The organism is Streptomyces spongiicola (assembly GCF_003122365.1).
Classification (GTDB): Bacteria; Actinomycetota; Actinomycetes; order Streptomycetales; family Streptomycetaceae; genus Streptomyces; species Streptomyces spongiicola.
Genome location: NZ_CP029254.1, coordinates 179,011 through 203,859, shown reverse-complemented (window position 1 = coordinate 203,859; position 24,849 = coordinate 179,011). Strand labels below are relative to the sequence as shown.

Here is a 24,849-nt window from a genome sequence, read left to right as displayed (position 1 = left end):
CTAGCGGTTCAGTACCACGACGGCGACGAACAGCGCCTGCACCAGCGTCAGCGGCACCAGCACCATCCAGGCGAACTCCATGTAGCGCTCCGCCCGCAGCACCGGCAGCATCCGCCGCGCCAGGATCAGCACCGCGAGGACGGCGGCGGTCTTCAGCAGCGTCCATCCCCAGCCCGGCAGCAGGGGTCCCCGCCCGCCGCCGAGGAACAGGGGCACGCTGAACGCCGCGGTGGCCGTGAGCAGCAGCCACCGGCCGCCGAGCAGGAGGAGACGGTCCACCCCGCTGTACTCCGCGACGGCGCCGCCCGCCACGTCCCCGCCCAGCGGATAACCGAAGGGGCCCCAGAAGGACATGGCCACCGCGCTCAGCAGATAGACGGCGAACGCGGCCGGCATCCACACCGCGAACCACAGCCCCTGCTGGGCCCCGACCACCTCCGACACCCGAAGGGACTCCGCGCCCAGGCCCGCGGTGGTCAGCGCGAACATGTGCGGCAACTCGTAGGCGAGCCCCTGCGCGAGGAAGCGGTAGCCGCCGATCAGCGACAGCACCGAGTTCGGCCCCCAGCCCGCGAGCCAGACCGCCGCCCAGGCCAGTACCTCCATCGCGTTGAACCACACGATCCCGACCGCGGGATCGGCCACCTGCACGAAGCCCCACGGGACGACCGCCGCGGCGAGGACCGCGGCCACCGGCACCAGGCCGAGACCGACGCGCCCGAGCGCGGTGTCGGCCGAAGGCGTGGTCCGCCGCTGCTGCGCGAGCAGCCGCAGCCCCTCCCGCAGCGGCGCCGACGCCGCAGCGAGCACACCGGCGCCGGGCCGCCCGGAGCCCCCGCCCACCACCGCGTCGAAGGCGGCGGCGGCGACCGCCCCGAGGCACAGGGCAACCGGCAGGACCGGGACCGCCCACAGCGGCGCCGCCTCAGCCATGCCCGGCCCCGGCGAACTCGTCGGGATCCGGATCGAAACTCGCCAGGATCAGCCGTGCGCAGGCGAACTCCGCGCCTGGCAGCAGGGGCAGCAGGGCGGCAAGCAGCAGCCGGGAAGGAGGCCGGGGCCCGTCAAGCCGCCCTCGGGGACCGTCGACGCCGGTGAGGGCGCGGGGATCGTCCATGCCGTGCACGGAGCGCTCGATCTCCCCCAGCCAGACGCGCAGACGGGCATGGACGTCACCGTCGGCGGCGAGCGCCGGGCCCGTGACCCCGAGTTCCCGGGCCCGCCCGGCGGGAAGTTCCCCGAGCCCGCGCGTCAGCCACCGCAGCGTCCGCGAACGGGCGACCCCGCGGGTCAGCCGCAGGACTTCAGGAGCGAGTTCGCCTGCCGCGGCGCCCTGCAGCAGCCGGTCGCGCAGACGGCGCGCCCGGGCGGCGGGCCGAGGCCATCCCGAAACGGCCAGGAACCGGCCCACGCTGTCCAGATGGGACGCACAGCGCCGGCGTTCCGCCGCCCCCCTGGTCACCGCCTCGCCCCCTGCCGCACGCAGCCACGGTTCGCCCCAGAACGGATACCGCCCGGCCGGAGCGGCCTCCCACGGATGCGCCTCGGCCGACTGGAGCACGTCTCCCTGGAGCGCGACATCCAGGACCAGGCCGGCCGGCCAGTCCGCGAGCGCCGGTCCCAGCGGAAGATGCAGCCGGTCCAGCCGCAGGCCGTCACGGTCGTCGGCCCGCCCGGCCATCGGCAGCCCGGCGACACCACCGCGATGCCCGCCGTGGCCCTGCCCCTGCCCCTGTCCCTGTCCCCGTCCCTGCCCCAGTCCCAGTCCCAGTGCCCGTCCCTGCTTCCGTCCCTGTCCTTGCCCCCGTCCTTGCCCCCGCGCCTGCCCGCGGCCGTCGCGGCCTTCCTGGCCGCCGCGGCCGCTCCGGCCGTCCTCGTCGCCGGGGGTCTCACGGGCCCCACTGCCCGGCGCCCCCGGGTGGTGGTCCGGGCCGTCGCCGCCGCCCTGGCCCGGCGCCCCGCGGGGGGCGCCGGCGGAGACCGCCCGGGGCGCGTCGCCTTCACGCCCCGAGGACAGCAACCTGCCCAGCAGATCAAGCGCGTGAGGCGCGTCGCCGGCATGGGCGACGGCGACATACGCTCTCGGCCGGGGCATGCCGTTCCACAGATCGCCGAGCCATTGCGCGCCGCCCGCCCGGCCGGCCACGACAAGCCCCGCGGCGGCGGCCGGGCCGGGGGCCGACGGCCAGCCCCGCCCGGTGAGTTCCGCCTCCACCGCAAGCCGCTCCCGGGTGGCGCCGGGCATGGTCACCAGCAGCACGGGAGGCCGCCGGGCGGCCAGTCGGGGCAGCGCGCCGATCAGGTCCACCGGAGTGCGCCCTCGCGCCAGGCGTACGTCACCGCCGCGAAGAGGATGCCCAGGAACAGGAACATCTCGATGACCGCGGGCGGGCCCATCTCCCGAACCACCCTGACCCACGGATACATGAACAGCATCTCCATGTCGAAGGCCAGAAAGATCATGGTGACCGGGTACCACCTGACATGGAAGCGGGAGAAGGCGTGTTCACGCGGCATCAGGCCGCCGGCGAACGGCACCGGAGCGCAGGCGGCGGCTCCTCCGGACAGCAGCGCGCTCAGCCCGTAGAGGCCGGCGACCGCCGCCACGGTCAGCCCGAGCAGGACGAGTACAGGCAACCAGACGCTCACCCGCGCCATACTGCCGAGCCGTCGGCCGTACGCCTGGAAGGCGCACAGGCGGTGCTGCTCCGCCCACCGGAACGGCTCCCTCACGGCAACACCGCGGAGCGATAAGCACATCACCGCCTGTGTGCGGCCGGCCGGGCATGCCGGGCATCCGGTTCCCGGCCGGTACGGGCGTGTTGAGCCGTGCCGCCGCGCCGCCGTGCCGCCGCGCCGCCCGTGTCGCTGTGCCGTTGTGCTGCTCTGCCGCCGTGCCCCGGCGGCCCGGCGGCCCGGCGGGAGTCGTCGGCGGGAGCACCGGCGCGGGCCGCTCCCAGCCGGTGTGACTCCCCCCGGCCGGGGGGCCGTACGCGACGAGCGGGTCCCGCGGTCAAGCAGGCGCAAGCGCCCCCGGCGCCGCGGGGGAGCAGGCGGTCACCCGGGTCGTCACGAGGCCCGGCCCGAACGGGGCCCCGCCCGGTCGTCCCCCATGAGGGGCTTCCCGCCGACGCGGCGTCCGCGCGGGACTCGTTCCGGCGCTCGACTCGTCGGAGCGAGCGGCCCGATGGGCGGCGATTCGTCCGCTTTCCTCCCCCCCCTGTAAGTCGAGCCCCTGTCCCTGTTCAATTGAAAATGACTGTCATAATCGTATAGAAGTACCAGGTGCTCATCTCACGACAGTTGCTGGAGCGCCCCACGGCCGGAGTCCGGCCCTTGGCGCTCACCGCACTCCGGCATCCCACGGTCTCCAGGCTCCTGGCGGATCACCGTGTCCTGCTGGCCGACCTCCTGGACGGCCTGGGGTCACCACTGCACATCGTGCTGCCCGAGATCTTCGAGGAGAACGTCGCCGCACTCCGGCGGGCGTTCGCCGAGGCGGGCGCCACCGCCGACCTCCTGTTCGCCAAGAAGGCCAACAAGGCCGACTGCTATGCCACGTCGGCCGCCGCCCTGGGAGTGGGGATCGACGTCGCCAGCACCCCCGAACTCGTCAAGGCGCTGGCCGGCGGAGTGCCGGGACACCGGATCGGGGTGTCCGGCCCGGAGAAGGACGACACTCTGCATGCTCTCGCCGTTCAGCATGGCTGCCTGGTCGCCGTCGACTCGGTCAGTGAACTCCGCCGGCTCGCCGCGACCGCGCGGGGCGCACGGCGCCGGGCCGCGGTGCTGCTGAGGACCCGCACGGCGGGTCAACCGCGAAGCCGCTTCGGGCTGTCCGCCGCCGAACGCGCCACCGCCGTCGGCCTCTGCGGGGAACTCCGCGACCACATCGGCCTGCTGGGGTTCTCCTTCCATCTGAACGGCTACTCCACGGCGGAACGCGCCACGGCGGCGGACGAGATGATCGAGCACTGCCTCGACGCGAGACGGCGGGGCTCGCTCTCCGCGGAAGTGGTCGACATCGGCGGCGGGTTGCCGGTCCGCTATGTCGAGCCGCGGCTCTGGGACGCGTTCCTCGAGCAGAACGGGCCGGCCCACTACCACGCGGGCAAGGACTTCAAGGACTTCTATCCGTACGGGGGGCAGCCCGCCGCCCAGGCGGTACGCGAGATCATGGCGCACCCCGTCGACGGCGGCGAGAGCCTGTCGGCGAAGGCCGGGCGCCACGGTATCCGCTTCCTCGCCGAGCCCGGCCGGGCGCTGCTGGACCAGGCCGGATTCACCCTGTACCGGGTACAGCAGGTCGACGACCGGCGGGACGCCGACGGGTACGCGATCGTCACCGTCGCGGGCAGCAGCTTCAGCCTCTCCGAGCAGTGGTTCAACAGCGACTACCTCCCCGACCCGCTGCTGCTGTCCGCGCAGCCCGCCGCCGACGAGCCGTTCCCGGCCTGCGTGGCGGGCTCGACCTGCCTGGAGAGCGATCTGGTGACCTGGCGGAAGATCGGCTTCCCGCGGCCGGTACGGCGCGGCGACCACCTGGTCTACCTCAACACGGCCGGCTACCAGATGGACTCCAACGAGTCGCCGTTCCACGACGCCGCACTCCCGTTGAAGGCCGTTCTCCGGCTCGGCGACGGCGGGGCCCCGCCGCGCTGGCGACTGGACGGAGCCCGATGAGACCCCGAACCGACGCAATCCGACCACCAGAGGAGAACCCTCGTATGTCACCGAGCTACGCCCCGCCCGGGCAGTTGTGGCTGCTGCCGCAGTCGCAGCAGGAAGGGCTGGACCTCGACCACCGGCAGGTGATCGCGGTCGTCGAGCGGGCCTACCGCGCGCTGCGCGAAGGCGGTTCGAACAACCCCGTCAAGACGATCATCGACGATCCCGGCCACCACTCCCTCAGCTATTCGATGGTGGCCCGGGACGGCGGCAGCGGCACCGTGTGCTTCAAGGCCGTCTACGAGTTCGACCCGCGCCGCACCCGTGACGGCTACCGGTTCCACTCGTTCGTCTTCCTCGTCGACGACACCACCGGGGAGCCGATCGCCCTGATGGACGTGGTGAAGCTCGGCCCGCTGCGGTCCTCGGCCACCACCGCGCTGTTCGCCCGCGAGGCCTGCCCCGACGCGCGGAGCGCCCTGGTCGTCGGCACCGGAGTCCAGGGGCAGGCGGCCCTGCCGATGCTGCTGGCGGCGCTGCCCGAGCTGGAGCGGTTGCAGGTGTTCGGCACCTACCCGGACGGTCTGCGCGCCGTCCGGGACAGCGTCGACGGCCGCGAGGTCGAGATCGTCGGGGACCTCCGGACCGCCGCCGGTGCGGCCGACATCGTGATCGGCGCCGCGGGCCTCTCCGCCACGGAGGAGGTCCGGCGCGACTGGATGAAGCCGGGCTCGGTCGCGGTACTGCTCGGCTACGGCGTACACGCCGACGTGTGCCACGGCGCGGACTACCGGATCGCCACGGACACCGCCCAGATGCACGCCACCTGCGACGACCTGCGGGGTGCGGACGGCACTCCGCCGTCGGTCGACGCCCAGTTGCCGGACGTCCTGCTCGGCCGGGCCCCCGCCCGGCGCCATCCGGACGATGTGGTCTTCGCCTACAACAGCGGTATGGCGGTCACCGACGCCGCGCTTGGCCGGTACATAGCCGACCTCGCACGGGCGGCCGGGCGCGGGGAAAAGGTCAACTTCTGGTGAGCGGCACCCGAACGAACGGCACGAGCGGTACGGCGGAGTCGACCGGCACGAACGGCACGGCCGGTGCGGCGGAGTCGGCCGGCACCGCAGAGGCGGCCAGTGCGGCCAGTGCGGCCAGTGCGAACGGTACGGCCGGTACGACCAGTACGACCGGTACGAGCGGTACGGCAGCGTCGTCCGGCACGGCCGGTGCGGCGGAGTCGGCCGGCACGAACGGCACGGCCGGTGCGGCGGAGTCGGCCGGCACCGCGGAGGCGGCCAGTGCGAACGGCACGACCGGGACGGCAGGCAACGGCGTCGGCTGGTGGGTCCGGAACTCACGGGCGCTGCTCAGGCTCGCGCTCCCGCTGATCCTGACCAACTTCGCCTATGTAGCGCTGACCACCGTGGACATCGTGATGCTGGGCAGGCTCGGCGCGGTCGAGATCGCCGCCGCCGGCCTGGCCATCGCGCTGTTCAACCAGTTGCGCACCACCGGCACCGGGCTGGTCACCGGAGTCGGCAACCTGGTGGCCGAGGCACGGGTGCGGGACGACCGGGAGCGGATCGGCGCGCTGCTGTTCGCGGGGTTCTTCTGGGCGACCGTGTGCGGTGTGGTGTTCTGCGCGGTGCTCCTGCTGATCGGCCCGCTGCTCGTCCTCCTGGGGCAGGACCCGGAGGTGGTCGGCAAGGCCGGCGAGTTCCTGACGGTCCTGGCGCCGGGCATGCTGCCCTGCCTGTGGTTCCAGAACCTGCGGCACTTCACCACCGGCCTCAAGCGGCCCGGTCCGCTGCTGGCCATCACACTGGCCTCGGTCGTCGTGACCATCGGTCTGAACTACGCGCTGATCTACGGCAAGTTCGGCCTGCCCGCGTTCGGCTTCGTCGGTGTGGCGATCGCCACCGTCACGGTGTTCCTGCTGTCCTTCCTGGCGTTCGTCGCGGTGGTCCTGCGCGACGGAGTCCTCCGCCCGTACCTCGTCTCGCCCGGCGCGCGGCGCTGGTCCGGGGACGCGGTCCGGTCGGTCTGGCGCCTGGGCCTGCCGATCTCGGGCACATACGCCTCGGAGGCGGGGTTCTTCAGTGTGCTCACGCTGGTCATCGGAACCCTCGGTGTCGACGCCCTGGCCGCACAGACCGTGCTGAACCAGATCGTCTACATCGTCTTCATGATCTCCGCCGGACTGTCGCACGCGGCGTCGATCCACATCAGCGAGGCCGCCGGTGCCGACGACTATGTGACAGCACGCAGAACGGGGCTCCTCGGTACGGGCTGGGGCGTCATCGCCATGCTGGTCGTCGCCGTCGCCTACCTGGCGTTCCCGGAGCCGATCGTGTCCCTCTTCATCTCGGCCGAGCACGCAGGCAACGCGGACATCCTCGCGCTGACCGCGACCGGACTGCTGATCGCCGCACTGATGCAGGTCTTCGACGCGGCGCAGAACATCGGCAACGGCATCCTGCGCGGCATCGGGGACACCGCCGGGCCGTTCCGGATCTCCCTCGTCGGCTACTGGCTGATCGGGCTGCCCGCGGGCTGTCTGCTCGGGGTGGGTGCCGGCTGGGGCGTCGAGGGCGTCTGGATCGGCCAGACCATCGGCCTCGCCGCCACCGCCGCCATCCTGCTGGTCGCGTTCCTGCGCCGAGCCGACCGGCTCCACCGAGCAGCCGCCGGCGCATCCGTCCCGGAACCGGAGTCCTCATGAACCACGCCCTCGCCGCCTCCGCCTCTGCCGCCTCTGCCTCTGCCTCTGCCTCTGCCTCCGCGGCCCCGGCCCCGGCCGCCACGGCCTCCCTGATACGCAGCGAAGTGGCGGGCCTGCCCCGCTACGACCCCGGCGCCGACCCGGACGAGGTGGCCGCCCTCAGCGGCACCCGCCGCGTGATCAAACTGTCCAACAACGAGAGCCCGTTCGGTGTCTCTCCGGCGGTCGCCGAAGCCGTACGGCTGGGCCTGGCCGACGGCGTCAGCCGCTACCCCGACCCCACCGGCAGACGGCTGGCCGACGCCGTCGGGAGGAGTCTGGACGTGCCGGCCGGGCGGGTTGTGCTCGGCAACGGATCGGAGAACATCCTGGAACTGCTGTGCCAGGCCGTACTCGACCCCGGTGACCTGGTCGTCACCCAGGCGCCCGGGTTCAGCCTGCACGAGACCTTCCCCCGGGTCATGGGCGCCCGGGTCGAGAAGGTCCCGGTCACCGCGGACTTCGGGTTCGACGCGGACGCCTGGCGTGCCGCACTGGCCGCCGGCCCGAAGCTCGTCTTCCTCGCCAACCCGTGCAACCCCACCGGGGCGATGCTCAGGGCCGGCCAGCTGGAGCACGTCGTGGCCGCGACCCCGCGGTCGGCCCTGCTGGTACTCGACGAGGCGTACGGCGAGTTCGCCCGGTGCGACCCGGAGTACCCCGACGGGCTGGAGGCCCTGCGCGGCCTGGACCGGCCGTGGATCGTGCTGCGCACCTTCTCCAAGGCCTACGGTCTGGCGGGCGTCCGGGTGGGGTACGGCATCGCCTCCGACGCGGTCCTGATCCAGGCACTGGACCGGGTCCGCACCCCGTACAACGTCAACCGGCCGGCCCAGGACGCCGCCGTCGCCGCGCTGGGCGATCATCGCCACCTGGCGGAGACGGTCCGCCGGACCCGTCTGGAGATCGCCAGGGTCACCGGCCGGCTGCGTGCCGCGGGACTGGGCGTGGTCCCGTCGTCGACCAACTTCCTGTTCATCGACACCGGCCGCCGCTCCGACCGGGTCGCCCGGGAACTGCACCGCGCCGGAATCATCGTCAAGGCGTGGCGAGAGCCGGGATACGAGAACCACATCCGAGCCTCCCTGTCGACCCCCGAGGACAACGACGTCTTCGTGCGGTGCCTGACGGAGATCTGCGCGAAGGGCAAGTCGTGATAAGAACCAGGATATCCGATCTGATCGGGCGAACGCCCCTGCTCGAACTGCCGGTTGCGGACGGTTCGGCGACGGTCGTGCTGAAGTTGGAGCAGTACAACCCCACCGGCACCGCCAAGATCCGGATGGCCAGGAGCATGGTCGAGGAGGCGGAGGAGGCCGGGCTGCTCACCCCCGGCGGATGGCTGGTCGAGTCCACCTCGGGCAACACCGGGCTCGGTCTGGCGCTCATCGCCGCCGAACGCGGATACAAGTTCACCGCCGTGGTGGACAACCACTCCAGCACCGACAAACTGCGCGGCATGCTCGCCTACGGGGCCGACATCCTCAACGTCGCCGGGGACGAGGAAGGCCTCGCCACCGCCGAACGCGACACCGTGGCCGAGCGGCTCGCGGCCGAGCACGGCGCGTACTGGACCGCGCAGCACCGCAACCAGGGCAACCCCAACGGCTACCGGCCGCTCGCCCGCGAGCTGCACGACGATCTCGGTGACGGCATCCACTACCTGTACGGGGCCGTCGGCACCGGTGGTTCGCTCTGCGGCACCGGCCGCGTCCTGCGGGAACGCATCCCGGACCTGAAGGTCATCGGTGTCGAGCCGGTGGGGTCCGTCGTCTTCGGCGGCCGGGGCGCGCCCTACCACCAGTCCGGTACCGGTACCCCCGAGGGCTCGGAGATCGGCGGTGTCGTCGACTACGAACTGATCGACCAGGGGCTCAAGGCCAGTGACTCGGAGGCCTTCGAGACCTGCCGCTACCTGGCCAGGAACTTCGGCATCCTGATCGGCGGTTCGGCGGGCGGCGTGGTCTACAAGGCCCTGGAGCGGGCGCAGGGCGCGGGGGCCGGGACCGTCATCGTCGTGCTGGTCTGCGACGGCGGCGACAAGTACCTGGACACCGTGTTCAACGACGACTGGATGGCGGCCAACGGCCTGTTCGACGAGCAGGTCGTCCGTCGGCTGGCCGCGATGCTGCGATAGCGCCCGCACCGCCGGAACGGGCGGGACACCCGGCGCACCGGTGGCATCCACCGGTGCGCCGGCCCGGCCCGCCGGGCGGTCCGGCGGTTTACCCGGCCGAGCCGGGGCCCGCTTCACTCCCCGCCGCGACCTGGTACTCTGCCGCTGATGAAAACGAAAATGATAATCAGAACGTGTACGGCCCTGGCGATACTGGCGGTCGCGGGGTGCGCCGCAGACCGGTCCCCCGACGACGGCGGGCAGGACGCGAAGTCCGCGAAGGGCGCGGCGGCCTATCCGCTCACCCTCGAGAACTGCGGCGTCGACGTGACCTACAAGGCCGCGCCTGAGAAGGTCGTCACCCTCAACCAGACCGCCGCGGAGATCCTCATCCACCTCGGGGTGGGCGACCGGATCATCGGGTCGGGATACGAGATCGAGAAGACCCCGGACGCGATCGCCGAGCAGTACGGGAAGATCCCGCAGCTGTCTGCGAAGGGCGACACGGTCAAGCACGAGAAACTGCTGGAGGCGCAGCCCGACTTCGTCTACAGCTCGTTCGCGAGCTTCCTCACCAAGGAGGAGGCCGGCGACCGCAAGGAACTGCACGACCTGGGCGTGCCCACCTATCTGACCGAGTTCGACTGCTCCTACCACGAGGCCGTTGCCGACGCGGACTTCGACATGCTCTTCGAGGAGTACCGCCGACTGGGGAAGATCATGAACGTCCCCGAGGCGGGGGAGAAGCTCGCGGCCGCGCAGAAGGCCCTGGTGGACAAGGCCGTCGGCGAGGTCGAGAAGCGGGACGAGCCGTTGAAGGTGATGTGGTTCTACTCCACCTTCGAGGGCACTCCGTGGGCCGCCGGCCCCGGTGGCCTGCCGCAGCACATCTCGGAACTCGTCGGAGTCGAGAACATCTTCGCCGACGCCAAGTCCAAATGGGCCGAGGTGAGTTGGGACGAGGCCGCCGCCCGCAACCCGGACGTCATCATCCTGGCCGACCTCACCCGGGGCGAACCCAACGACACGGCCGAGGAGAAGATCGAACTGCTGAAGAAGGACCCCCTCACCAGCAAGCTCCCCGCGGTGAAGGGCGACCGGTTCATCACCATCCCCGGCACCCACATGGACCCGGGATACGGCAGCGCGTCCGCCGTTCCCGCGCTCGTCGACGGCCTGAACAAGCTCGGGTAGTCGCGAACCCCATGACCACCGGTTCACACAAGTCCGCCGCGCCCACCAGGAACCCGGCCCCCAGCCGCGCGACGGTTCCGGTGGGCGCGCGGCGCGCCCGCACGGCGGCGCTCCTCCTCCTGGCCGCGGCCGGACTGCTGGTGTCGGTCGTCACCGCGACACTGTTCGGGAGCGCGGACATCCAGCCCCTGGACGTCGTCTCGACGATCCTGCGGCATATCGGCCTGGACTCCATCGCCCCCACCGCGCCGCTCCCGGGACTCCATGACGCCCTGATCTGGGAGTCCCGCTTCCCGCGCGTGCTGCTGGCCGCCGCCGTCGGCATGGCCCTCGCGGTCTCCGGAGCGATCCTCCAGGCGGTCACCAGGAACCCCCTGGCCGACCCCTACCTGCTGGGAGTCTCCTCCGGCGCCTCCACCGGCGCGGTCGCCGTGCTCCTGCTGGGCGTCGGCGGAAGCATCTCCCTGTCGACCGGAGCCTTCGCCGGCGGCCTGGTCTCCTTCGGCGTACTGCTGCTCCTGCTCGGCGGGGGGCGCGTCGCCAGCCCCTCCCGCGTGGTGCTGACCGGCGTGCTGGTGTCCCAGTTCTTCGCCGCGGTCACCTCGGTGATCCTCATGGTCGGCGGGGACGCCGACTCCACCCGGGGCTTCACCTACTGGCTGCTCGGCACCCTCGCGGGCGCCCGGTGGGAAGGGGCGGCCGTCACCGTCGTGATCATCCTGATCGGGGTGGTCGCCGTGCAGTTCCTCGCGCCCGCCCTCGACGCCTTCACCTTCGGGTGGGACTCCGCCGAAACCCTGGGCGTCAACGTCACCGCGGCCCGCGTCCGGCTGATGGTGCTGACCTCGGTCATGACGGCGGCCGCCGTGGCCGCCTCCGGCGCGATCGGCTTCATCGGGCTGCTCGTCCCGCATGCCGTCCGCATCCTGGCCGGTCCGACGCACCGCGCCCTGCTTCCCCTGTCCGCGATCGTCGGCGCCGTCTTCCTCATCTGGGTGGACGTGTTCGCACGCACGGCGTTCGCGCCCCACGAACTGCCCGCCGGCGTCATCACCGCGCTGCTCGGCGCGCCCGCCTTCGCACTGGTCCTGAAGCGTCTGGAGTCCTGATGGGCCGCATCACCACCACCCGACTCTCCTGGTCGGTCAAGGGCCACCGGCTGCTCGACGGCATCGACATGGCGGCCCCGGACGGGAAGACCGTCGGCCTCCTCGGCCCCAACGGCTCGGGCAAGTCGACACTGCTGCGCCTGCTCGCCGGTCTGCGCCGCCCCGACACCGGAACCATCCGCTACGACGACACCAGCCTGGACGACCTCGGCCGCAGGGTGCGGGCCCGGCGGCTCGCCGTCGTCGAACAGGACGTGTCCGCCCACCACCACGTCAACGTCCGCCAGGTCGTGGAACTCGGCCGCACACCGTTCCGCGGCCGCTTCGACGCGCTGACCGAGCGCGACCGGCGGATCGTCGACGCGGCGCTGGAACGGACCGAGATCAGCGACAAGCAGCACCGGAGCTGGCACACCCTCTCCGGAGGGGAGAAGCAGCGCACCCAACTCGCCCGCGCCCTCGCCCAGGAGCCCCGGGAGATCCTCCTCGACGAACCCACCAACCACCTCGACATCCGCCACCAGCTCGAACTGCTCGACCTGCTGACGCACCTGGACGTCACCTGCGTCGTCGCCCTGCACGACCTCAACCTCGCCGCCCGGTACTGCGACCACGTCGTCGTCCTCGACCGGGGGCAGGTGGCCGCCGGGGGCTCCCCGGAGGCCGTGCTGACCCCCGACCTGATCGAGTCGGTCTACGGCGTCCGGGTACTCGTCGACCGCGAACCCGCCACCGGCACCCTCCGCATCACCTACCTGGGCGCCACCGCCGACCGGACGGCCGCCACTCAACCGCAGGGACGTTGATGGGTCTCGACTCTCGATCCTGGACACGCGAGACCCTGGATCCCGAGGTTCTGAGAACGGGCGTCTCGTGGTCATGAGGAAATGTGCACAAACCATCCGAAGTGGCCTCCGCCCTGCTCGATTTCTGGCTCACCCCGCAAAGCGCGGCAGTCGCCTGACATCGAGTCGTGACGGTTTCGAGCCGTAGTGTCCGCCCCCACCGCTGGCGCGGCGGGTGGCGGACACGGTGCGGAGTCCGGCCTTCGTGACCATGCCCCTTCGTCCTGGCCCAGGCCGAGCCGATGCACCGCGAACACGCCGTGATCGAGCAGGTCTTCGCCGACCTGGAAGACTCCGCGCTCGCCCACCTGCCGTCGGGGAAGTTCACCGCGAACGCCGCCTGGCCCCCTGGCGGCCACCCCTTACAACCTCACCCGCGCGAGCGGCCACCTCGCCTCCGCCTTCCACGCCAGGGCGAGGACCGGCACCATCCGCCGCCACCTGATCGACATCCCCGCCCGGATCGCCGCCGGAGCCCGCCGCTTCACCCTCCACCTGCCCAGGCACTGGCGGTGGGCCGACGACTTCACCGGCCTGTGGACAGCCACCGGCCAGCGCATGCTCACCTGAACCGGGCGACCACCCTGCCGCCCACGATCCGGAAGGACCTCGGAGACCCCGCACCGGACGGCCACCCGGCCCATCGCGCTGCCCGCACCCCGAAAGATCACCCCGAGCCCACCCGATACTGAAGATCAGAATTCACGCGGTGGATCCAGGCTGACGGAACCAGATGTCGTGGGCCGGGCGTTGGGCGCGCTTGGGCGGAGGATCGACGGCGAGTCCGCTGCGGCGAAGACCGCCCTGCGGAAAGAAATCGGCCTTCAGCGAGGTCCTCGGAACTGCCGTCGACAAGGGATACTTCGGGGAGAACCCGCTCGCAAGGGTCAGGTGGCAGGCCCCTGGGGTGAGTGAGGAAGTGGACCCGGCCTGTGTGCCGAACCCGACCCCGGTTGCTCGCCTGCTGGCCGCTGTTGGCAAACAACGGGGACGTGGCCCGCACCTTGAGGCGTTCTTCGGCTGCATGTACTACGCGGCCATGCGTCCGGCGGAGGTCATCCACCTGCGGATCTCACAGTGCCGTCTTTCGTGCCGCTAGAAGAAGCCGAGCTTCTTCGGCGAGTAGCTCACCAGCAGGTTCTTCGTCTGCTGGTAGTGGTCCAGCATCATCTTGTGCGTCTCACGGCCGATACCTGACTGCTTGTAGCCGCCGAAGGCGGCGTGCGCGGGGTAGGCGTGGTAGCAGTTCGTCCAGACCCGGCCGGCCTGGATCGCTCGGCCGGCGCGGTACGCCTGGTTGACGTCGCGCGTCCAGACCCCGGCGCCGAGGCCGTAGAGGGTGTCGTTCGCCGTCTTGATCGCGTCGTCGAAGTCGGCGAAGGAGGTCACCGCGACGACCGGCCCGAAGATCTCCTCCTGGAAGACCCGCATCCGGTTGTCGCCCTCGAAGATCGTCGGCTCGACGTAGTAGCCGCCCGCCAGCTCGCCGTCGTACTCGATGCGCTGACCACCCGTGAGGATCTTCGCGCCCTCCTGCCGGCCGATGTCCAGATACGAAAGGATCTTCTGCAACTGGTCGTTGGAGGCCTGCGCCCCGATCATCGTGTCCGTGTCGAGGGGGTGGCCCGGGACGATCGCCTCGGTACGCGCGATGCCCGCGTCGAGGAACTCGCCGTAGTGGCCCCGCTGGATCAGCGCCCGCGACGGACACGTGCACACCTCGCCCTGGTTGAGGGCGAACATGGTGAACCCCTCCAACGCCTTGTCCCTCAGCTCGTCGTCGGCCGACCAGACGTCGTCGAAGAAGATGTTCGGCGACTTGCCGCCCAGCTCCAGGGTGACGGGCTTGATGTTCTCCGCGGCGTACTGCATGATCAGCCGCCCCGTCGTGGTCTCGCCGGTGAACGCGACCTTCGCCACCCGGGGGCTCGACGCGAGGGGCTTGCCCGCCTCCGCGCCGAAGCCGTTGACGATGTTCACCACTCCCGGCGGCAGCAGGTCGGCGACGAGACCCATCCAGTAGTGGACCGAGGCGGGCGTCTGCTCGGCGGGCTTGAGCACCACCGCGTTGCCGGCCGCCAGGGCCGGGGCGAGCTTCCAGACGGCCATCAGAATGGGGAAGTTCCACGGGATGATCTGGGCGACCACGCCGAGCGGCTCGTGGAAGTGGTAGGCGACGGTGTCGTCGTCGATCTCGCTGAGCGAACCCTCCTGGGCGCGCAGCACACCCGCGAAGTACCGGAAGTGGTCGATGGCCAGCGGGATGTCTGCCGCCAGCGTCTCCCGGACCGGCTTGCCGTTCTCCCAGGTCTCCGCGACCGCGAGTTCCTCCAGACGCGCCTCCATCCGGTCGGCGATCCTCAGCAGGACGTTGGCCCTGGCGTCGGGGGCCGTGCGGCCCCAGCCGGGGGCCGCCGCGTGCGCGGCGTCCAGGGCCCGCTCGACGTCCTCGGCCGTGCCGCGGGCGATCTCGGTGAACGCCTTCCCGTTCACGGGGCTCGGGTTCTCGAAGTACATGCCGCGGGCGGGCGGTACGAACTCGCCGCCGATCCAGTGGTCGTAGCGGGGCTCGTACGTGACGATCGCACCCTCGGTGCCGGGCGCGGCGTAGCGGGTCATCTCGGAGGCCTCCCGGGCTCGCCGCCGCCCTCCGCCGGACGGCGCTTCGACGGCGAATCTAGGGAAGCGGATGTTGCAACTCCGTTGCACCCGGCGCACCGGGGCGCACGGTGGGACGCGCGACGTTCCCCGGGAGCGGAGGGGTACGGATGCAGGGCGGTACGGGCGCAGAGGGGTACGGATGCAGGGCGGTATGGATGTAGGGCGCGGTACGGATGCAGGGCTCCCGGGTGCTGAGGGTGCGAGGCTTCCGGTGGGGTACGCCACCGCCCACCGCCCACCGCCACGCGCTACCTGCGTGCAGGGGTGCGGTGCGACACGGTCGGCAACCCGCGAGCGCGCACGCCCGGCGGCCAGCGCCGCGGCGCCCGGCGCCGCCGAGCCCGCCGCCGCGGCTCCGTGCCCCGTCGGCGGTCATCGGCGTGCCGACCGTGCTCCGGCGGCACCGCCGTGTCCCGCGGGCCTGCGGGAGGCCCGGCGTCCCCGGGCCCGGCCCGATCAGCCCCGGGCCCACCGCGACCGCCGGCGCCTCAGTGCGGCTCGACGGCGCCGGCGTCCTCGGCAGCGTGCTCGGGCTCAGCGCCGCCCTCGCCCGGGGCCGGCTCCTCCGGGGTGCAGACGACCTCGTCGCGCGGTGTGTAGTGGGTGGTGAAGTCCTCCCGGCCGACCTCGCGGCCGTCCTTGACGAAGTGGCGCCCCACCGTGACGTCGAAGCCCTCGAGTGGCGTCTGGGGCTCGCACTGCGGGCCGCCGTCCTCGCGGGTGCCCGGTTCCTCGACGTTGGTGCGCGGTCCCCTGGTCGCGCGTACCTCGTCGTACTTCTTCGTGCCGAGGAAGGAGATGGTGACCGAGGTGTCCGTGGACTCGGCCTTGACATAGACGGCGCTGCCGGAGTCGTTGAGCCAGCGCAGGTCGAGGGTGCCCCATGCCACCGTCGCCTCGCGGCCCTCCGGGTAGCGCTCGATGTAGAACGAGTGGGCCCGGTACTCCACCGGCTTGACCCCCGCGAAGAACACGGCGTTGAACATCGTGGTCGCGACGGCCGAGACACCTCCGCCGGGAGACTTCACATACCGGCCGTTGTTGATCATGATGCCGTCGACGAAGCCGTTCTCCTCGGTGCGCTCACCGACCGTCCGGTCGAAGCTCCACTCCTCGCCCGGCAGGACGACGGAGCCGTCGATCCGCTCCACGGCGCGGGCGATGTTGGTCACCCGGTAGGGGGCCGCGGGGAAGTCGACGGTGAACGAGGAGACCTTCTCCCTTATCCCGAGGCGCCGGGCGGTATCGCCGGTGAACCGCGGCTGGACGGCCTTCGCCGGGATCTCGCCGGTGCGGGCCGCGCCCTCGCGGGTCAGCAGGGGGAGTACGGCCTTGCCGAAGTCCCGTTCCTCGACCTGGTAGCCGGTGCGGGCCTGCCGGGTCACGACGACCCGGTCGCCGTCGAGCCCGAGTACGGCATCGCGCGGGCCCTGCGCGGCCTCGCGTATCCGGGCGGATATCCCGGGGTCGTCGAGCAGCCCCTCGGCGTCGAGCGACGGGGTGAGCCGGCCGTCCTCTCCCGGCGTCATGGCCAGATGGCGACCGAGGACCGACGGTCCGATGGTCACCGCCCTGCCGCCGAGGGTGAGGGTGACGGGTCCGGACATCGCAGGCAGGGCGAAGTCGTTCATGGCCCGCTCGGTCTCGGCCAGGTCGGTGCGCGGAGCCGTCAGCTTCACCGGCATCACGACCGGCGAGCGGTCCCCGCGCCGGTAGCCGTCCAAGAGGGCGTCCGGGGCGCGCTCCTCCACCAGGGACGTGCCGGTGACCGGCGCGACCGCCGTTGCCCGGCCGTCCTCGAACGATACGCCGCCGTCGCGCACCTTCCGCTCGGCGGTCGCGGCCATGCGTGCGATCGCGGTCCGGTTCTTCTCCTCGTCGACGCGTATCACCGGCTCGATGTCGCGGTTCTCCGTGCCGAAGAGCCTCCCTGCGACGCTGACGGGGTCGAGCGAGTCGCTGGCGGCGTTGTCCGCGGTCGCCGCCGTGTCGACGGAGAGACCGAGCGCGGCCGGCTCAGCCCTCTCGACCCGGTCCCCGATCCTCAGCGTGAGCGGAGCGGTGAACGTCCCCGCGAGTTCCCGGTCCAGGGTCCGCCGGGCCTCCGGCAGGCTCATCCCGCCGATGTCGACCCCACGCACCCGGGTGCCGTCGGGGACGTCCGCGGCCGCCAGTCCGGCCGCGTACAGACCGCCTGCGGCGAGGACGGCCGCCCCGCCCGCGACGGTCAGAGCCAACCGCCGGCTGCCGGATGCGCGGGTTCCGCTTGCCATGAGACTCCCTCGGCGTCGGCCGGGCCGCGACGACGCCCTGGCGGGCCGCCGGTACAGCCCGGTGAACGTTCTCGGAGCCTCCACCATCCACCAGAACAGGACGAAAGCAACCCAAATGTGACTGTTTTCACGAGCCGGGCGCCCGGTGGTCCGCTCTTCCGGCAGGGGCCGGAAATCGCAGGTCAGGCCATGGGCCCATGGGTGCGACGAGGCGGTGACGCCCGAGGCGTATCAGCCCGGTCGATGCCCGCCCCGGTCGCTGCCCGCCCCGGCGATGCCCGCTCTGTTTGATGCCCGCCCCGGCGATGCCCGCTCTGTTTGATGCCCGCTCTGTTTGATGCCCGCTCCGGGCCTTGGCCCCCGTTCCCTACTCCGGGCCGAGGGAGGGGGTTCCCTCCGCGAACTCCCGGTCCAGGGCCCGGGCCCTGGCCTGCGCCGCGGGGCGGCGGTGCTCGGGGAGGGCGGCGGCCAGGGCCCGCCACACGGCGAGATCGTCCTCGCCCCACCGGCTGTACGCCCAGTCCGCCAGCAGCCCCGGGTCGCCGCGGGCGATCACGGCGGTGCGCAGCTGGTCCCGCAGCCGCTCGCGGAGCCGTACCACGCCGGGCGCCCGGGAAGCGGGCAGCAGCGGCCCGGTGTACCCGCCGAGCGCGGTGGCGAGCCCACCCGAGGCGAGGCGGCGGCCCACGGTGCCGAAGTCGGTGTCGACGGCGACACCCAGCCGGTACGGACGGGACCTCAGCAGCCGGGGGCCGAGCAGTGCGCGCAACCGGGACAGCTCGGCGCGCAGCGTGACCGGGGTGATGCGCTCGTCCTCGTACAGCTCCAGCAGCAGCTCGTCACCGCTCAGCCCCTCGGGGCGGTGGGCGAGCATCACGAGGATCTCGCTGTGCCGCCGGCTCAGCCGCACCCTGCGGCCCTCAAGGACCAGCAGCGCCTCGTTTCGGCCCAGTGCCGTCAGCTGCGCCTCGCCGCCCCGGGGCCGGGGTGCCAGCAGCGCCAGCTGCGACTCGGCGGCCCGCGCCACCGCACCGACGAACGCCAGACTGTGGGGATGCGCCAGTCCGTTCCCCCCGGTGATGTCGACCGCGCCCAGCAGCCGGCCGCTGTGCGGGTCGTGGACCGGGGCCGCGGCACACGTCCAGTCCTGTACCGGGCGCTGGAAGTGCTCCGCCGCGAACACCTGCACCGGGCGGTCGACCGTGAGCGCCGTGCCCGGTGCGTTCGTCCCCGCCACCGCCTCGGCCCAGCGCGCCCCCTCCACGAAGTTCATCCGCCCCGCTCGCCGCCGCGCCGCCGGGTGGCCCTCCACCCACAGCAGCCGCGCCTGGGCGTCGCACACCGCGACCAGGTGCTCGCCGTCGACGGCGTACACGCCCATCAGCTCCCGGACCAGGGGCATCACCCGGGACAGCGGATGCCCGTCCCGGTACACCGCCAGTTCGTCGTCATGGAGTTCCACACTGGCCCGGCCCTCCGGGGCGACCCTGGCCCGCGCGGAGCGCCGCCACGACTCGGCCACCACGGGCCGTACTCCCGCCTCCACCCGGCCCGCCGCCGTGAACTGCTCGTACGCCCGGCGCAGCGCACCGGCCCGCCGTCCGGCGTCGCCGTCGGGCTCCAGCGCCACCCATGGGTCCGTCAACTCGGCCTCCCGGTCCCCGGTCCGCGTCCGTGCCCATGGTCGTGCGGCCCGGCGCCCCCGACAAGGGGCGCGCACAGTCGCGCGCACCCGTGCATCCGCGCACCCGTGCATCCGTGCATCCGCGCACCCGTGCACCCGTGCATCCGCGCACCCGGGGTCGCCTTCCGCTATGGCGATGGCGGGGAGGCCCACGCACCCGCGCGCCCGGCCGCCCGACCCGGCCGTGGACACATCAGACCCGCTCCAGCCTCGCGCACCCGCGCGCCGGGCCGCCCGTCACCTTCGCGTCGCGCAGCTGCCCGGCGGTGACACGCGCCCACGCGCCCCGCCGCCCGCCCTGACGTACCGCACGCGAAGGGCACGGCTCGCCGGCCGGCCGTGCGGTGGAGTGCGGCGGCCGTACGGTGGAGGAGGGCCGTGCGCCCGTCGAAGGCGCTCCGGGCGGAGGAGGGAACCGACGGGCACGCGGACGCGTTGTCACAGCAGTAGGCGGCGCCCCGGGGCCGCGAAGGAGGCTGCGAAATGTCGACAGGTGCGAAGATCGCCATCGGGGGAGTGGCCGTCGGCCTTCTCCTGATCCCGCTGATCGGATTCTGGATGTCGCTGCTGGTGATCGTCGGAGTACCCGCCGTGGCCTACTTCGCGCTCGACCCGTCGCAGCGCCGCCGGCTTCGCCGGATCAACAACCGCAAGCAGATCGGGCGCTGAACCGTCGGGCCTTCCGGCCGCCGCCCCCTCGTCGGCCCGCTGCCCCCCTCGTCGGTCCGCCGCCCCCCTCGTCGGCCGGCGCTCCGTGCCCTCGGCTCGCGCCCCGTGCCGTCGGCCCGGGCGTCTCGTATGCCGGAGAGGGCCGCCGGGCGTGCGGCGGGCCCGTCCGGCGTGCGAGGGCCGGGGCAGGAGCCCGAACGGTCAGCTCAGCGCGCAGGAGTTCACCACATCGCCGCCCGCGGGCCGCGGGATCCTCCGGTTCGCGGGCGGCGCCGCGCCCTCTTCCACCCAGGCGGTCAGTGCGGCGAACGCCGACCGGTAGCACGGCAGGATCGGGCGCAGCCGGTCCGGATGGGTGTCGTACAGGGCGTCCGTGTGGGTGCCCGCCTCGACCGTGTAGTAGCGGTGCAGCTGCGAGCGCCCCCGGTCGCCGATCATCCCCGCGTACACGTCGGAGTCGCGCCGGATCGGCAGCAGGGTGTCGAGATCGCCGTGCAGTGTGATCATCGGCTTGCCGATCCTGCCCGTGAGCGCCACCTTCGCCAGCGCCTTCCGTACCGAGGCGGGACGGGACGCGAGGTCGTAGACGGCGTCGGAGGGGCAGGCAGAGAAGATCTCCTCAAGGGTGGAGCCGGCCGAGGCGCCCGGGCAGTTCCGGTCGTACCCGGGGTCGAACTCGGCGCGGAAGATCTTCTGCGTCAGCCCCCAGTACACCTTCTCGTGATACGGCCAGAGGAACTCCGAGCCCGGTGCGAAGCCGGCCGCCAGCAGGTCCTCGTCACCGGCCTGACCGAGGCTGCGGGCCACCGTGACCGGCAGGTCAGTGAGAAGGTTCGGACCGCGTGCGGTCCACAGGGCGCCCTCCCAGTCCACGCCCCCGTCGTAGAGGCCCGGGCGGTTCTCCAGCTGCCAGCGCGTGAGGTAGCCGCCGTTGGAGATTCCGGTCATGTACGTGCGGTCCGGCGCCTGGCCGTAGCGCTGCCGCGCGGCGCTCTTCGCCGCCAGCGTCAGCTCGGTCACCCGGCGGTTCCACTCGGCGACGGCGTCACCGGGGGAGCGGCCGTCGGTGAAGAAGTCGGGCCCGGTGTTGCCCTTGTCGGTGGCGGCGTACGCGTACCCCTGGGCCAGTACGTGATCGGAGATCAGAGCGTCGGTGGCGTACTGGCGGCGGGTCCCCGGAGCGCCCGTGACCACCAGCCCCCCGTTCCACCGGTCGGGCAGCCTGATGACGAACTGGGCGTCGTGGTTCCAGCCGTGGGTCCGGTTGAGGCGGGAGCCGTCGGGGAAGTAGCCGTCGATCTGCACGCCCGGCACCCCCGAGGGGTTGAGTGTGCCGGCCGCCGCGAGTCCCGCCTGGTCCGCCATGTCGGTGTACGCAGTTCCGGCCAGCCCGGCCGTCGTCAGGTCTCCGAGGCAGGCCGACCGCTGGTGTGCGGCGCCGGGCACGTCGAGCCGATCCGGTCGGGCGCAGTGGCCCGGCGGCGCCCCTGCCTGCGCCGGGACGGCGCCCGCGAAGGACGCGGAGGTGAGTGCCAGGAGCAGGGCGGTGAGCACCGGTGCTCTCCGGGGTGTGGTACGGAACAGACGCATGGCCGCGGCCTCCGGGCGAACGACGAACGGGTGGGTGCGCAGCCTCAGCGTGCTGCGGCCGATACCGCCCGGCCATAGGCGCGGAACACACCTCGAACACTTCGGCCATGTGTGGGAGGTGGGGCATGGCGGACACTCGCGCGGAGCCTCTCCGGCGGTTCGCTCGCACTCGTCCACGTGCGCCGGCGTACGCGGACGGCGCGACGACGGGGTGCTGGCGGGGCGACGACGGGCTGCTTACGGCGCGACGACGGGCTGCTGACGGGTGCGGTTGCGCGCCGACGGGCGTCGGCGTACCCCGCCTCAGGAAGGCCGCACCGCCAGCCTGTCCAGCGCCTCCAGCAGTCCCGGCAGTTCCGGTCCGCGTCCCACCGGCAGGACCTCCCCCGGCTCCTCGTCAAGCAGCACAAGGGCGATGTCGTCGGTCCTGGCCACCAGCGACCACCCCGGCCCGTCCGCCCTCAGCATCCGCGCACCGTCGGACGCGAAGCTCGACCGGACCCGCCCGAGCGGCGGCGCGTCGTCGACATAGCCGTGTAGCTCCCTGAGCACCCGGCGCACCCCCTCGTGCGGCGCCGCGCGCTCCTCCGGCAGGGCGTCCGGCCGCGCGAACGTGATCTGCTCGTCCACCTGCGCGCGCCACACGCCCCACTGCAACGCGACCTCGTCCGCGCCGAGCCGACGCTGCGCGGGACCCCACTCGCTGGTGTCGGGCGGGGCCAACGGCGGCCCGTCCACCTCCTCCCCGTCCGGGTCATGGGGCGCGGGCACACCCGGCGCGACCGTCGCCACGGCCAGCGGCCAGCCCGGCAGTGCGGCGACCACCGAACGGTCGCCCGGCGACAGGTCGTACTCCATCCCGCAGTCCCACGACGCGATGGCCACGGCCACCAGGGACACGTCGTCGATCACCACCGTCCAGCGGGCTCCGGCGCCGTCCTGTCCGAGGACGAGTCCGTAGCCGCCGCCGTGGGGCGCAAGCCCGAGCGCCGCGCACGCCGCGGGATAGTCGTCGCCGAGCACCCCGGGGAACCGCGCCGGTGTGAGCAGTTGCGCGGTCAGCACGAAGAGCGCGTCGTCGTCTGCCGCTCCGTCCGTCCCGGCCACCGCATCCTCCCCCGTCCGATCGTTCGTCGGCGCACCCTAACCAGTGGGTAACCCCGCCGTCGAGGGTCCGCGGCAGGAAACCGCGCCGGCTTCCGCCGCGCCCTGCCCTCGCGGCACCGCCGCACCGAGAGGGCAGGGCGCGGGCCGACGCCCGTCCTCGTTTCCGTCCTCGTTTCCGTCCTTGCTCCCGTCCCCCGTCTTCCCGTCTTCCCGTCTTCCCGTCCCGCCGTCCCGCCGTCCCGCCGTCCCCGTGTCCCCCTGTCCCCGTCCGCGTTCCCGTCCCTGCGGCCGCGCCCGTCGGCGTGGTCCCGCCCCGGCGGTGCCGCCGACGGGCGGCGGCCCCACCGGGCCGCCCCGTGCTGTCAGTCCTCCCGCAGCGCCAGTGCGAGGAAGAGCGCCTCCTCGTCGACGTACGAGACCAGCCGCCATCCCGAAGCGGCCAGCAGGGGGCCGAGGTTGGGCTCGGCGCGCAGGTCGCCTGGCGTGAGCCGGCGGCCCTGCCGGTCCGCCAGGGCCGCCCGGCCGATGGGGTGCACCAGGGCGAGACGGCCTCCCGCACGCACCACCCGGGCCAGTTCACGCAGACCCTCGGCCGGATTCGGCAGATGTGCGATCAGCCCCGAGGCGAACACCGCGTCCACGGCCCCCGTGCGCAGCGGCAGCCGTGCCACGTCGGCGAGCAGCAGCGCCGCGTCGCGGCCGCGTCCGGCGCGCACCGCCGCCAGCAGCATCTCGGGAGTCAGGTCGGCGCCGAGGACCGTGCCGTGCGGGCCGACGGCCTCGCGCAGGAGGGGGAGTACGCGTCCGGTGCCGCAGCCGGCGTCCAGCACCACACCGCCGGGCCGCGGAGCCAGCGCCGCGACGGCCGCGGCGAAGGCGGGGCCGTCGTCCGGGAACCGGGTGTCCCAGCCCGCCGCGCGGGCGCCGAAGAACTCCTGTACATGTCTGTGGTCGTCGGTCATGCGCCCCATGATCCCTCAGCCCCGGGCCCACCCCCTGATCCCCACTTGCACCACCGCGGGAAGAACCGCCGGCACCGCTACCACCACCGCTACCACCACCGTCACGACCACCGTTACCACCGCGGGAAGAACCGCGGGAAGAACCGCCGGAAGAACCGCCCGCACCACCGAACGATTGCAGGAACAGGCGTGCGGCGCACTCGTACGACCTCGGCACGATCGTTCTGAAACATCGGCTGTCATATTCCAGCCGCTTTCGGAATGCGCCCCCGTCCCCCGCCCCGACCAGGACTACCGTCCCTGAGCCATGGGACACCTGGACCACGCCACATTCGGCTGGCTGACCCCCGTGCTGTCGTACGCGATGGCCTGCATCGGCGCCGCCCTCGGGTTGCGCTGCACCGTCCGCGCGCTCGACGCGACCGGCCGCTCCCGGCGCAACTGGCTCCTCACGGCGGCCTCCGCCATCGGCACCGGCATCTGGACGATGCACTTCGTGGCGATGCTCGGCTTCGGTGTCACCGGAACCGACATCCGGTACAACGTCCCGCTCACCATCCTCAGCCTGATCGTCGCCGTCACCGTGGTCGGCGCCGGGGTCTTCGCCGTCGGCCACAGCGGCGGACGCCCCCGCGCCCTGCTGCTCGGCGGGCTGACCACCGGGCTGGGCGTCGCCAGCATGCACTACCTCGGCATGGCGGCCCTCCGGCTGCACGGGGACGTCACCTACGATCCGCTGCTCGTCGCCCTTTCCATCGCCATCGCCGTGGTCGCCGCGACCGCCGCCCTGTGGGCCGCGCTGAACATCAGATCGCCCCGCGCGGTGGCCGTGGCCTCCCTCGTCATGGGCGCGGCTGTCAGCAGCATGCACTACACGGGCATGCTCGCCGTACGGGTGACCGTCGCGCCCTCGGACGCGGTGCTGCCCGGGGCCACGACGATGCAGTTCATCTTCCCGCTCGCCGTCGGCCTGGGGTCGTACCTCTTCCTCACCTCGGCTTTCGTCGCGCTCACCCCGACGGTCCGCGAACGGGCCGACTACGCGTCGGCCGGGCGGAGCGCCGAGGCCGCGATCGAGCCCGCCTCGCCCGCACCGGAGCCGGCCACGTCGTAGGCCGCCGCCGTCCCCCGAGGCGGTCCCCCGAGGCGGTCCCGCCCGCCGCGGTCGCCCCGGGCCCCGCGAAGTGCCGTCCCGGGCCCGCCGAAC

At 72.7% G+C, this 24,849-nt stretch carries 19 protein-coding genes and 1 pseudogene; 11 read left to right on the top strand and 9 right to left on the bottom strand.

Features of this window, described 5'->3' with window-relative positions:
- From DDQ41_RS00795 to DDQ41_RS00785, 3 genes are read right to left on the bottom strand one after another with little or no spacing between them, the layout of a single operon-like run.
- On the bottom strand, positions 1–933 hold the full coding sequence (locus DDQ41_RS00795) for an NADH-quinone oxidoreductase subunit H (protein WP_109292699.1): 933 nt from the start codon (positions 931–933) through the stop codon (positions 1–3).
- On the bottom strand, positions 926–2,308 hold the full coding sequence (locus tag DDQ41_RS00790; protein WP_109292698.1) for a hypothetical protein: 1,383 nt from the start codon (positions 2,306–2,308) through the stop codon (positions 926–928). The genes DDQ41_RS00795 and DDQ41_RS00790 overlap by 8 nt, the downstream gene beginning before the upstream one ends.
- Entirely contained in the window at positions 2,299–2,658 is a 360-nt protein-coding gene (locus DDQ41_RS00785) for an NADH-quinone oxidoreductase subunit A (protein ID WP_245991405.1), read from the bottom strand. The genes DDQ41_RS00790 and DDQ41_RS00785 overlap by 10 nt, the downstream gene beginning before the upstream one ends.
- A gap of 627 nt (positions 2,659–3,285) precedes the next feature.
- Between DDQ41_RS00785 and DDQ41_RS00780 the strand changes: the two genes are divergently transcribed.
- The 9 genes and pseudogenes from DDQ41_RS00780 to DDQ41_RS33190 form a co-directional block, all read left to right on the top strand.
- Positions 3,286–4,683, top strand: a complete 1,398-nt coding sequence (locus tag DDQ41_RS00780) for an alanine racemase (RefSeq protein ID WP_262508318.1) — start codon at positions 3,286–3,288, stop codon at positions 4,681–4,683.
- Positions 4,684–4,727: 44 nt separating this feature from the next.
- Positions 4,728–5,708, top strand: a complete 981-nt coding sequence (locus tag DDQ41_RS00775) for an ornithine cyclodeaminase (RefSeq protein ID WP_109292695.1) — start codon at positions 4,728–4,730, stop codon at positions 5,706–5,708.
- A complete protein-coding gene (locus tag DDQ41_RS00770; protein ID WP_262508317.1) occupies positions 5,705–7,393 on the top strand; it encodes an MATE family efflux transporter in 1,689 nt (562 codons plus the stop codon). Before DDQ41_RS00775 ends, DDQ41_RS00770 begins: the two co-directional genes overlap by 4 nt.
- Entirely contained in the window at positions 7,390–8,589 is a 1,200-nt protein-coding gene (hisC, locus tag DDQ41_RS00760) for a histidinol-phosphate transaminase (protein WP_262508316.1), read from the top strand. Before DDQ41_RS00770 ends, hisC begins: the two co-directional genes overlap by 4 nt.
- The gene (locus DDQ41_RS00755; protein ID WP_109292694.1) at positions 8,586–9,569 is read left to right on the top strand and encodes a PLP-dependent cysteine synthase family protein; all 984 of its coding nucleotides are present in this window, start codon (positions 8,586–8,588) and stop codon (positions 9,567–9,569) included. Before hisC ends, DDQ41_RS00755 begins: the two co-directional genes overlap by 4 nt.
- 159 nt (positions 9,570–9,728) lie before the next feature.
- Positions 9,729–10,742 (top strand): ABC transporter substrate-binding protein, encoded by a 1,014-nt coding sequence (locus tag DDQ41_RS00750; protein WP_109292693.1) that lies wholly within the window; start codon positions 9,729–9,731, stop codon positions 10,740–10,742.
- A gap of 80 nt (positions 10,743–10,822) precedes the next feature.
- The gene (locus DDQ41_RS00745; protein WP_109292692.1) at positions 10,823–11,851 is read left to right on the top strand and encodes a FecCD family ABC transporter permease; all 1,029 of its coding nucleotides are present in this window, start codon (positions 10,823–10,825) and stop codon (positions 11,849–11,851) included.
- On the top strand, positions 11,851–12,657 hold the full coding sequence (locus DDQ41_RS00740; protein WP_109292691.1) for an ABC transporter ATP-binding protein: 807 nt from the start codon (positions 11,851–11,853) through the stop codon (positions 12,655–12,657). Before DDQ41_RS00745 ends, DDQ41_RS00740 begins: the two co-directional genes overlap by 1 nt.
- Positions 12,658–12,920: 263 nt before the next feature.
- A pseudogene (locus DDQ41_RS33190) lies at positions 12,921–13,266 on the top strand (IS1380 family transposase); the annotation flags it as partial.
- 525 nt (positions 13,267–13,791) lie between these two features.
- Here DDQ41_RS33190 and exaC read toward each other — a convergent pair.
- The 3 genes from exaC to DDQ41_RS00720 form a co-directional block, all read right to left on the bottom strand.
- Complete coding sequence (gene exaC, locus DDQ41_RS00730; protein WP_109292690.1) at positions 13,792–15,315, bottom strand: acetaldehyde dehydrogenase ExaC; 1,524 nt, start codon at positions 15,313–15,315, stop codon at positions 13,792–13,794.
- 530 nt (positions 15,316–15,845) lie between these two features.
- Positions 15,846–17,630: a VanW family protein gene (locus tag DDQ41_RS00725; protein WP_109292689.1), complete on the bottom strand. Its 1,785-nt coding sequence runs from the start codon at positions 17,628–17,630 to the stop codon at positions 15,846–15,848.
- A 367-nt stretch (positions 17,631–17,997) separates the two neighbouring features.
- On the bottom strand, positions 17,998–19,275 hold the full coding sequence (locus DDQ41_RS00720; protein ID WP_109292688.1) for a GAF domain-containing protein: 1,278 nt from the start codon (positions 19,273–19,275) through the stop codon (positions 17,998–18,000).
- Positions 19,276–19,797: 522 nt separating this feature from the next.
- Between DDQ41_RS00720 and DDQ41_RS00715 the strand changes: the two genes are divergently transcribed.
- Positions 19,798–19,983 (top strand): hypothetical protein, encoded by a 186-nt coding sequence (locus tag DDQ41_RS00715; protein WP_017950017.1) that lies wholly within the window; start codon positions 19,798–19,800, stop codon positions 19,981–19,983.
- Between the two features lie 201 nt (positions 19,984–20,184).
- Here DDQ41_RS00715 and DDQ41_RS00710 read toward each other — a convergent pair whose 3' ends face one another.
- From DDQ41_RS00710 to DDQ41_RS00700, 3 genes are all read right to left on the bottom strand, one after another.
- Positions 20,185–21,573, bottom strand: coding sequence for a tannase/feruloyl esterase family alpha/beta hydrolase (locus DDQ41_RS00710; protein WP_109292687.1), 1,389 nt, complete (start codon positions 21,571–21,573; stop codon positions 20,185–20,187).
- A 303-nt stretch (positions 21,574–21,876) separates the two neighbouring features.
- A complete protein-coding gene (locus DDQ41_RS00705; protein WP_109292686.1) occupies positions 21,877–22,680 on the bottom strand; it encodes a hypothetical protein in 804 nt (267 codons plus the stop codon).
- Between the two features lie 362 nt (positions 22,681–23,042).
- Positions 23,043–23,651 carry a class I SAM-dependent methyltransferase gene (locus DDQ41_RS00700; RefSeq protein WP_172607779.1) on the bottom strand — a complete coding sequence of 203 codons (609 nt, stop codon included), beginning with the start codon at positions 23,649–23,651 and terminating at the stop codon, positions 23,043–23,045.
- Between the two features lie 298 nt (positions 23,652–23,949).
- Here DDQ41_RS00700 and DDQ41_RS00695 point away from each other — a divergent pair, with 298 nt between their 5' ends.
- The gene (locus tag DDQ41_RS00695) at positions 23,950–24,756 is read left to right on the top strand and encodes an MHYT domain-containing protein (RefSeq protein WP_109292684.1); all 807 of its coding nucleotides are present in this window, start codon (positions 23,950–23,952) and stop codon (positions 24,754–24,756) included.
- Positions 24,757–24,849: the final 93 nt, after the last annotated feature.

Bases quoted from the DNA above. Each gene is read 5' to 3' on its own strand.
- DDQ41_RS00740 (WP_109292691.1), top strand. From the start codon at position 11,851: ATGGGCCGCATCACCACCACCCGACTCTCCTGGTCGGTCAAGGGCCAC.
- DDQ41_RS00710 (WP_109292687.1), bottom strand. From the start codon at position 21,573: ATGCGTCTGTTCCGTACCACACCCCGGAGAGCACCGGTGCTCACCGCC.
- DDQ41_RS00700 (WP_172607779.1), bottom strand. From the start codon at position 23,651: ATGGGGCGCATGACCGACGACCACAGACATGTACAGGAGTTCTTCGGC.
- hisC (WP_262508316.1), top strand. From the start codon at position 7,390: ATGAACCACGCCCTCGCCGCCTCCGCCTCTGCCGCCTCTGCCTCTGCC.
- DDQ41_RS00795 (WP_109292699.1), bottom strand. From the start codon at position 933: ATGGCTGAGGCGGCGCCGCTGTGGGCGGTCCCGGTCCTGCCGGTTGCC.
- DDQ41_RS00725 (WP_109292689.1), bottom strand. From the start codon at position 17,630: ATGGCAAGCGGAACCCGCGCATCCGGCAGCCGGCGGTTGGCTCTGACC.
- DDQ41_RS00775 (WP_109292695.1), top strand. From the start codon at position 4,728: ATGTCACCGAGCTACGCCCCGCCCGGGCAGTTGTGGCTGCTGCCGCAG.
- exaC (WP_109292690.1), bottom strand. From the start codon at position 15,315: ATGACCCGCTACGCCGCGCCCGGCACCGAGGGTGCGATCGTCACGTAC.
- DDQ41_RS00695 (WP_109292684.1), top strand. From the start codon at position 23,950: ATGGGACACCTGGACCACGCCACATTCGGCTGGCTGACCCCCGTGCTG.
- DDQ41_RS00785 (WP_245991405.1), bottom strand. From the start codon at position 2,658: ATGGCGCGGGTGAGCGTCTGGTTGCCTGTACTCGTCCTGCTCGGGCTG.
- DDQ41_RS00715 (WP_017950017.1), top strand. From the start codon at position 19,798: ATGTCGACAGGTGCGAAGATCGCCATCGGGGGAGTGGCCGTCGGCCTT.
- DDQ41_RS00750 (WP_109292693.1), top strand. From the start codon at position 9,729: ATGATAATCAGAACGTGTACGGCCCTGGCGATACTGGCGGTCGCGGGG.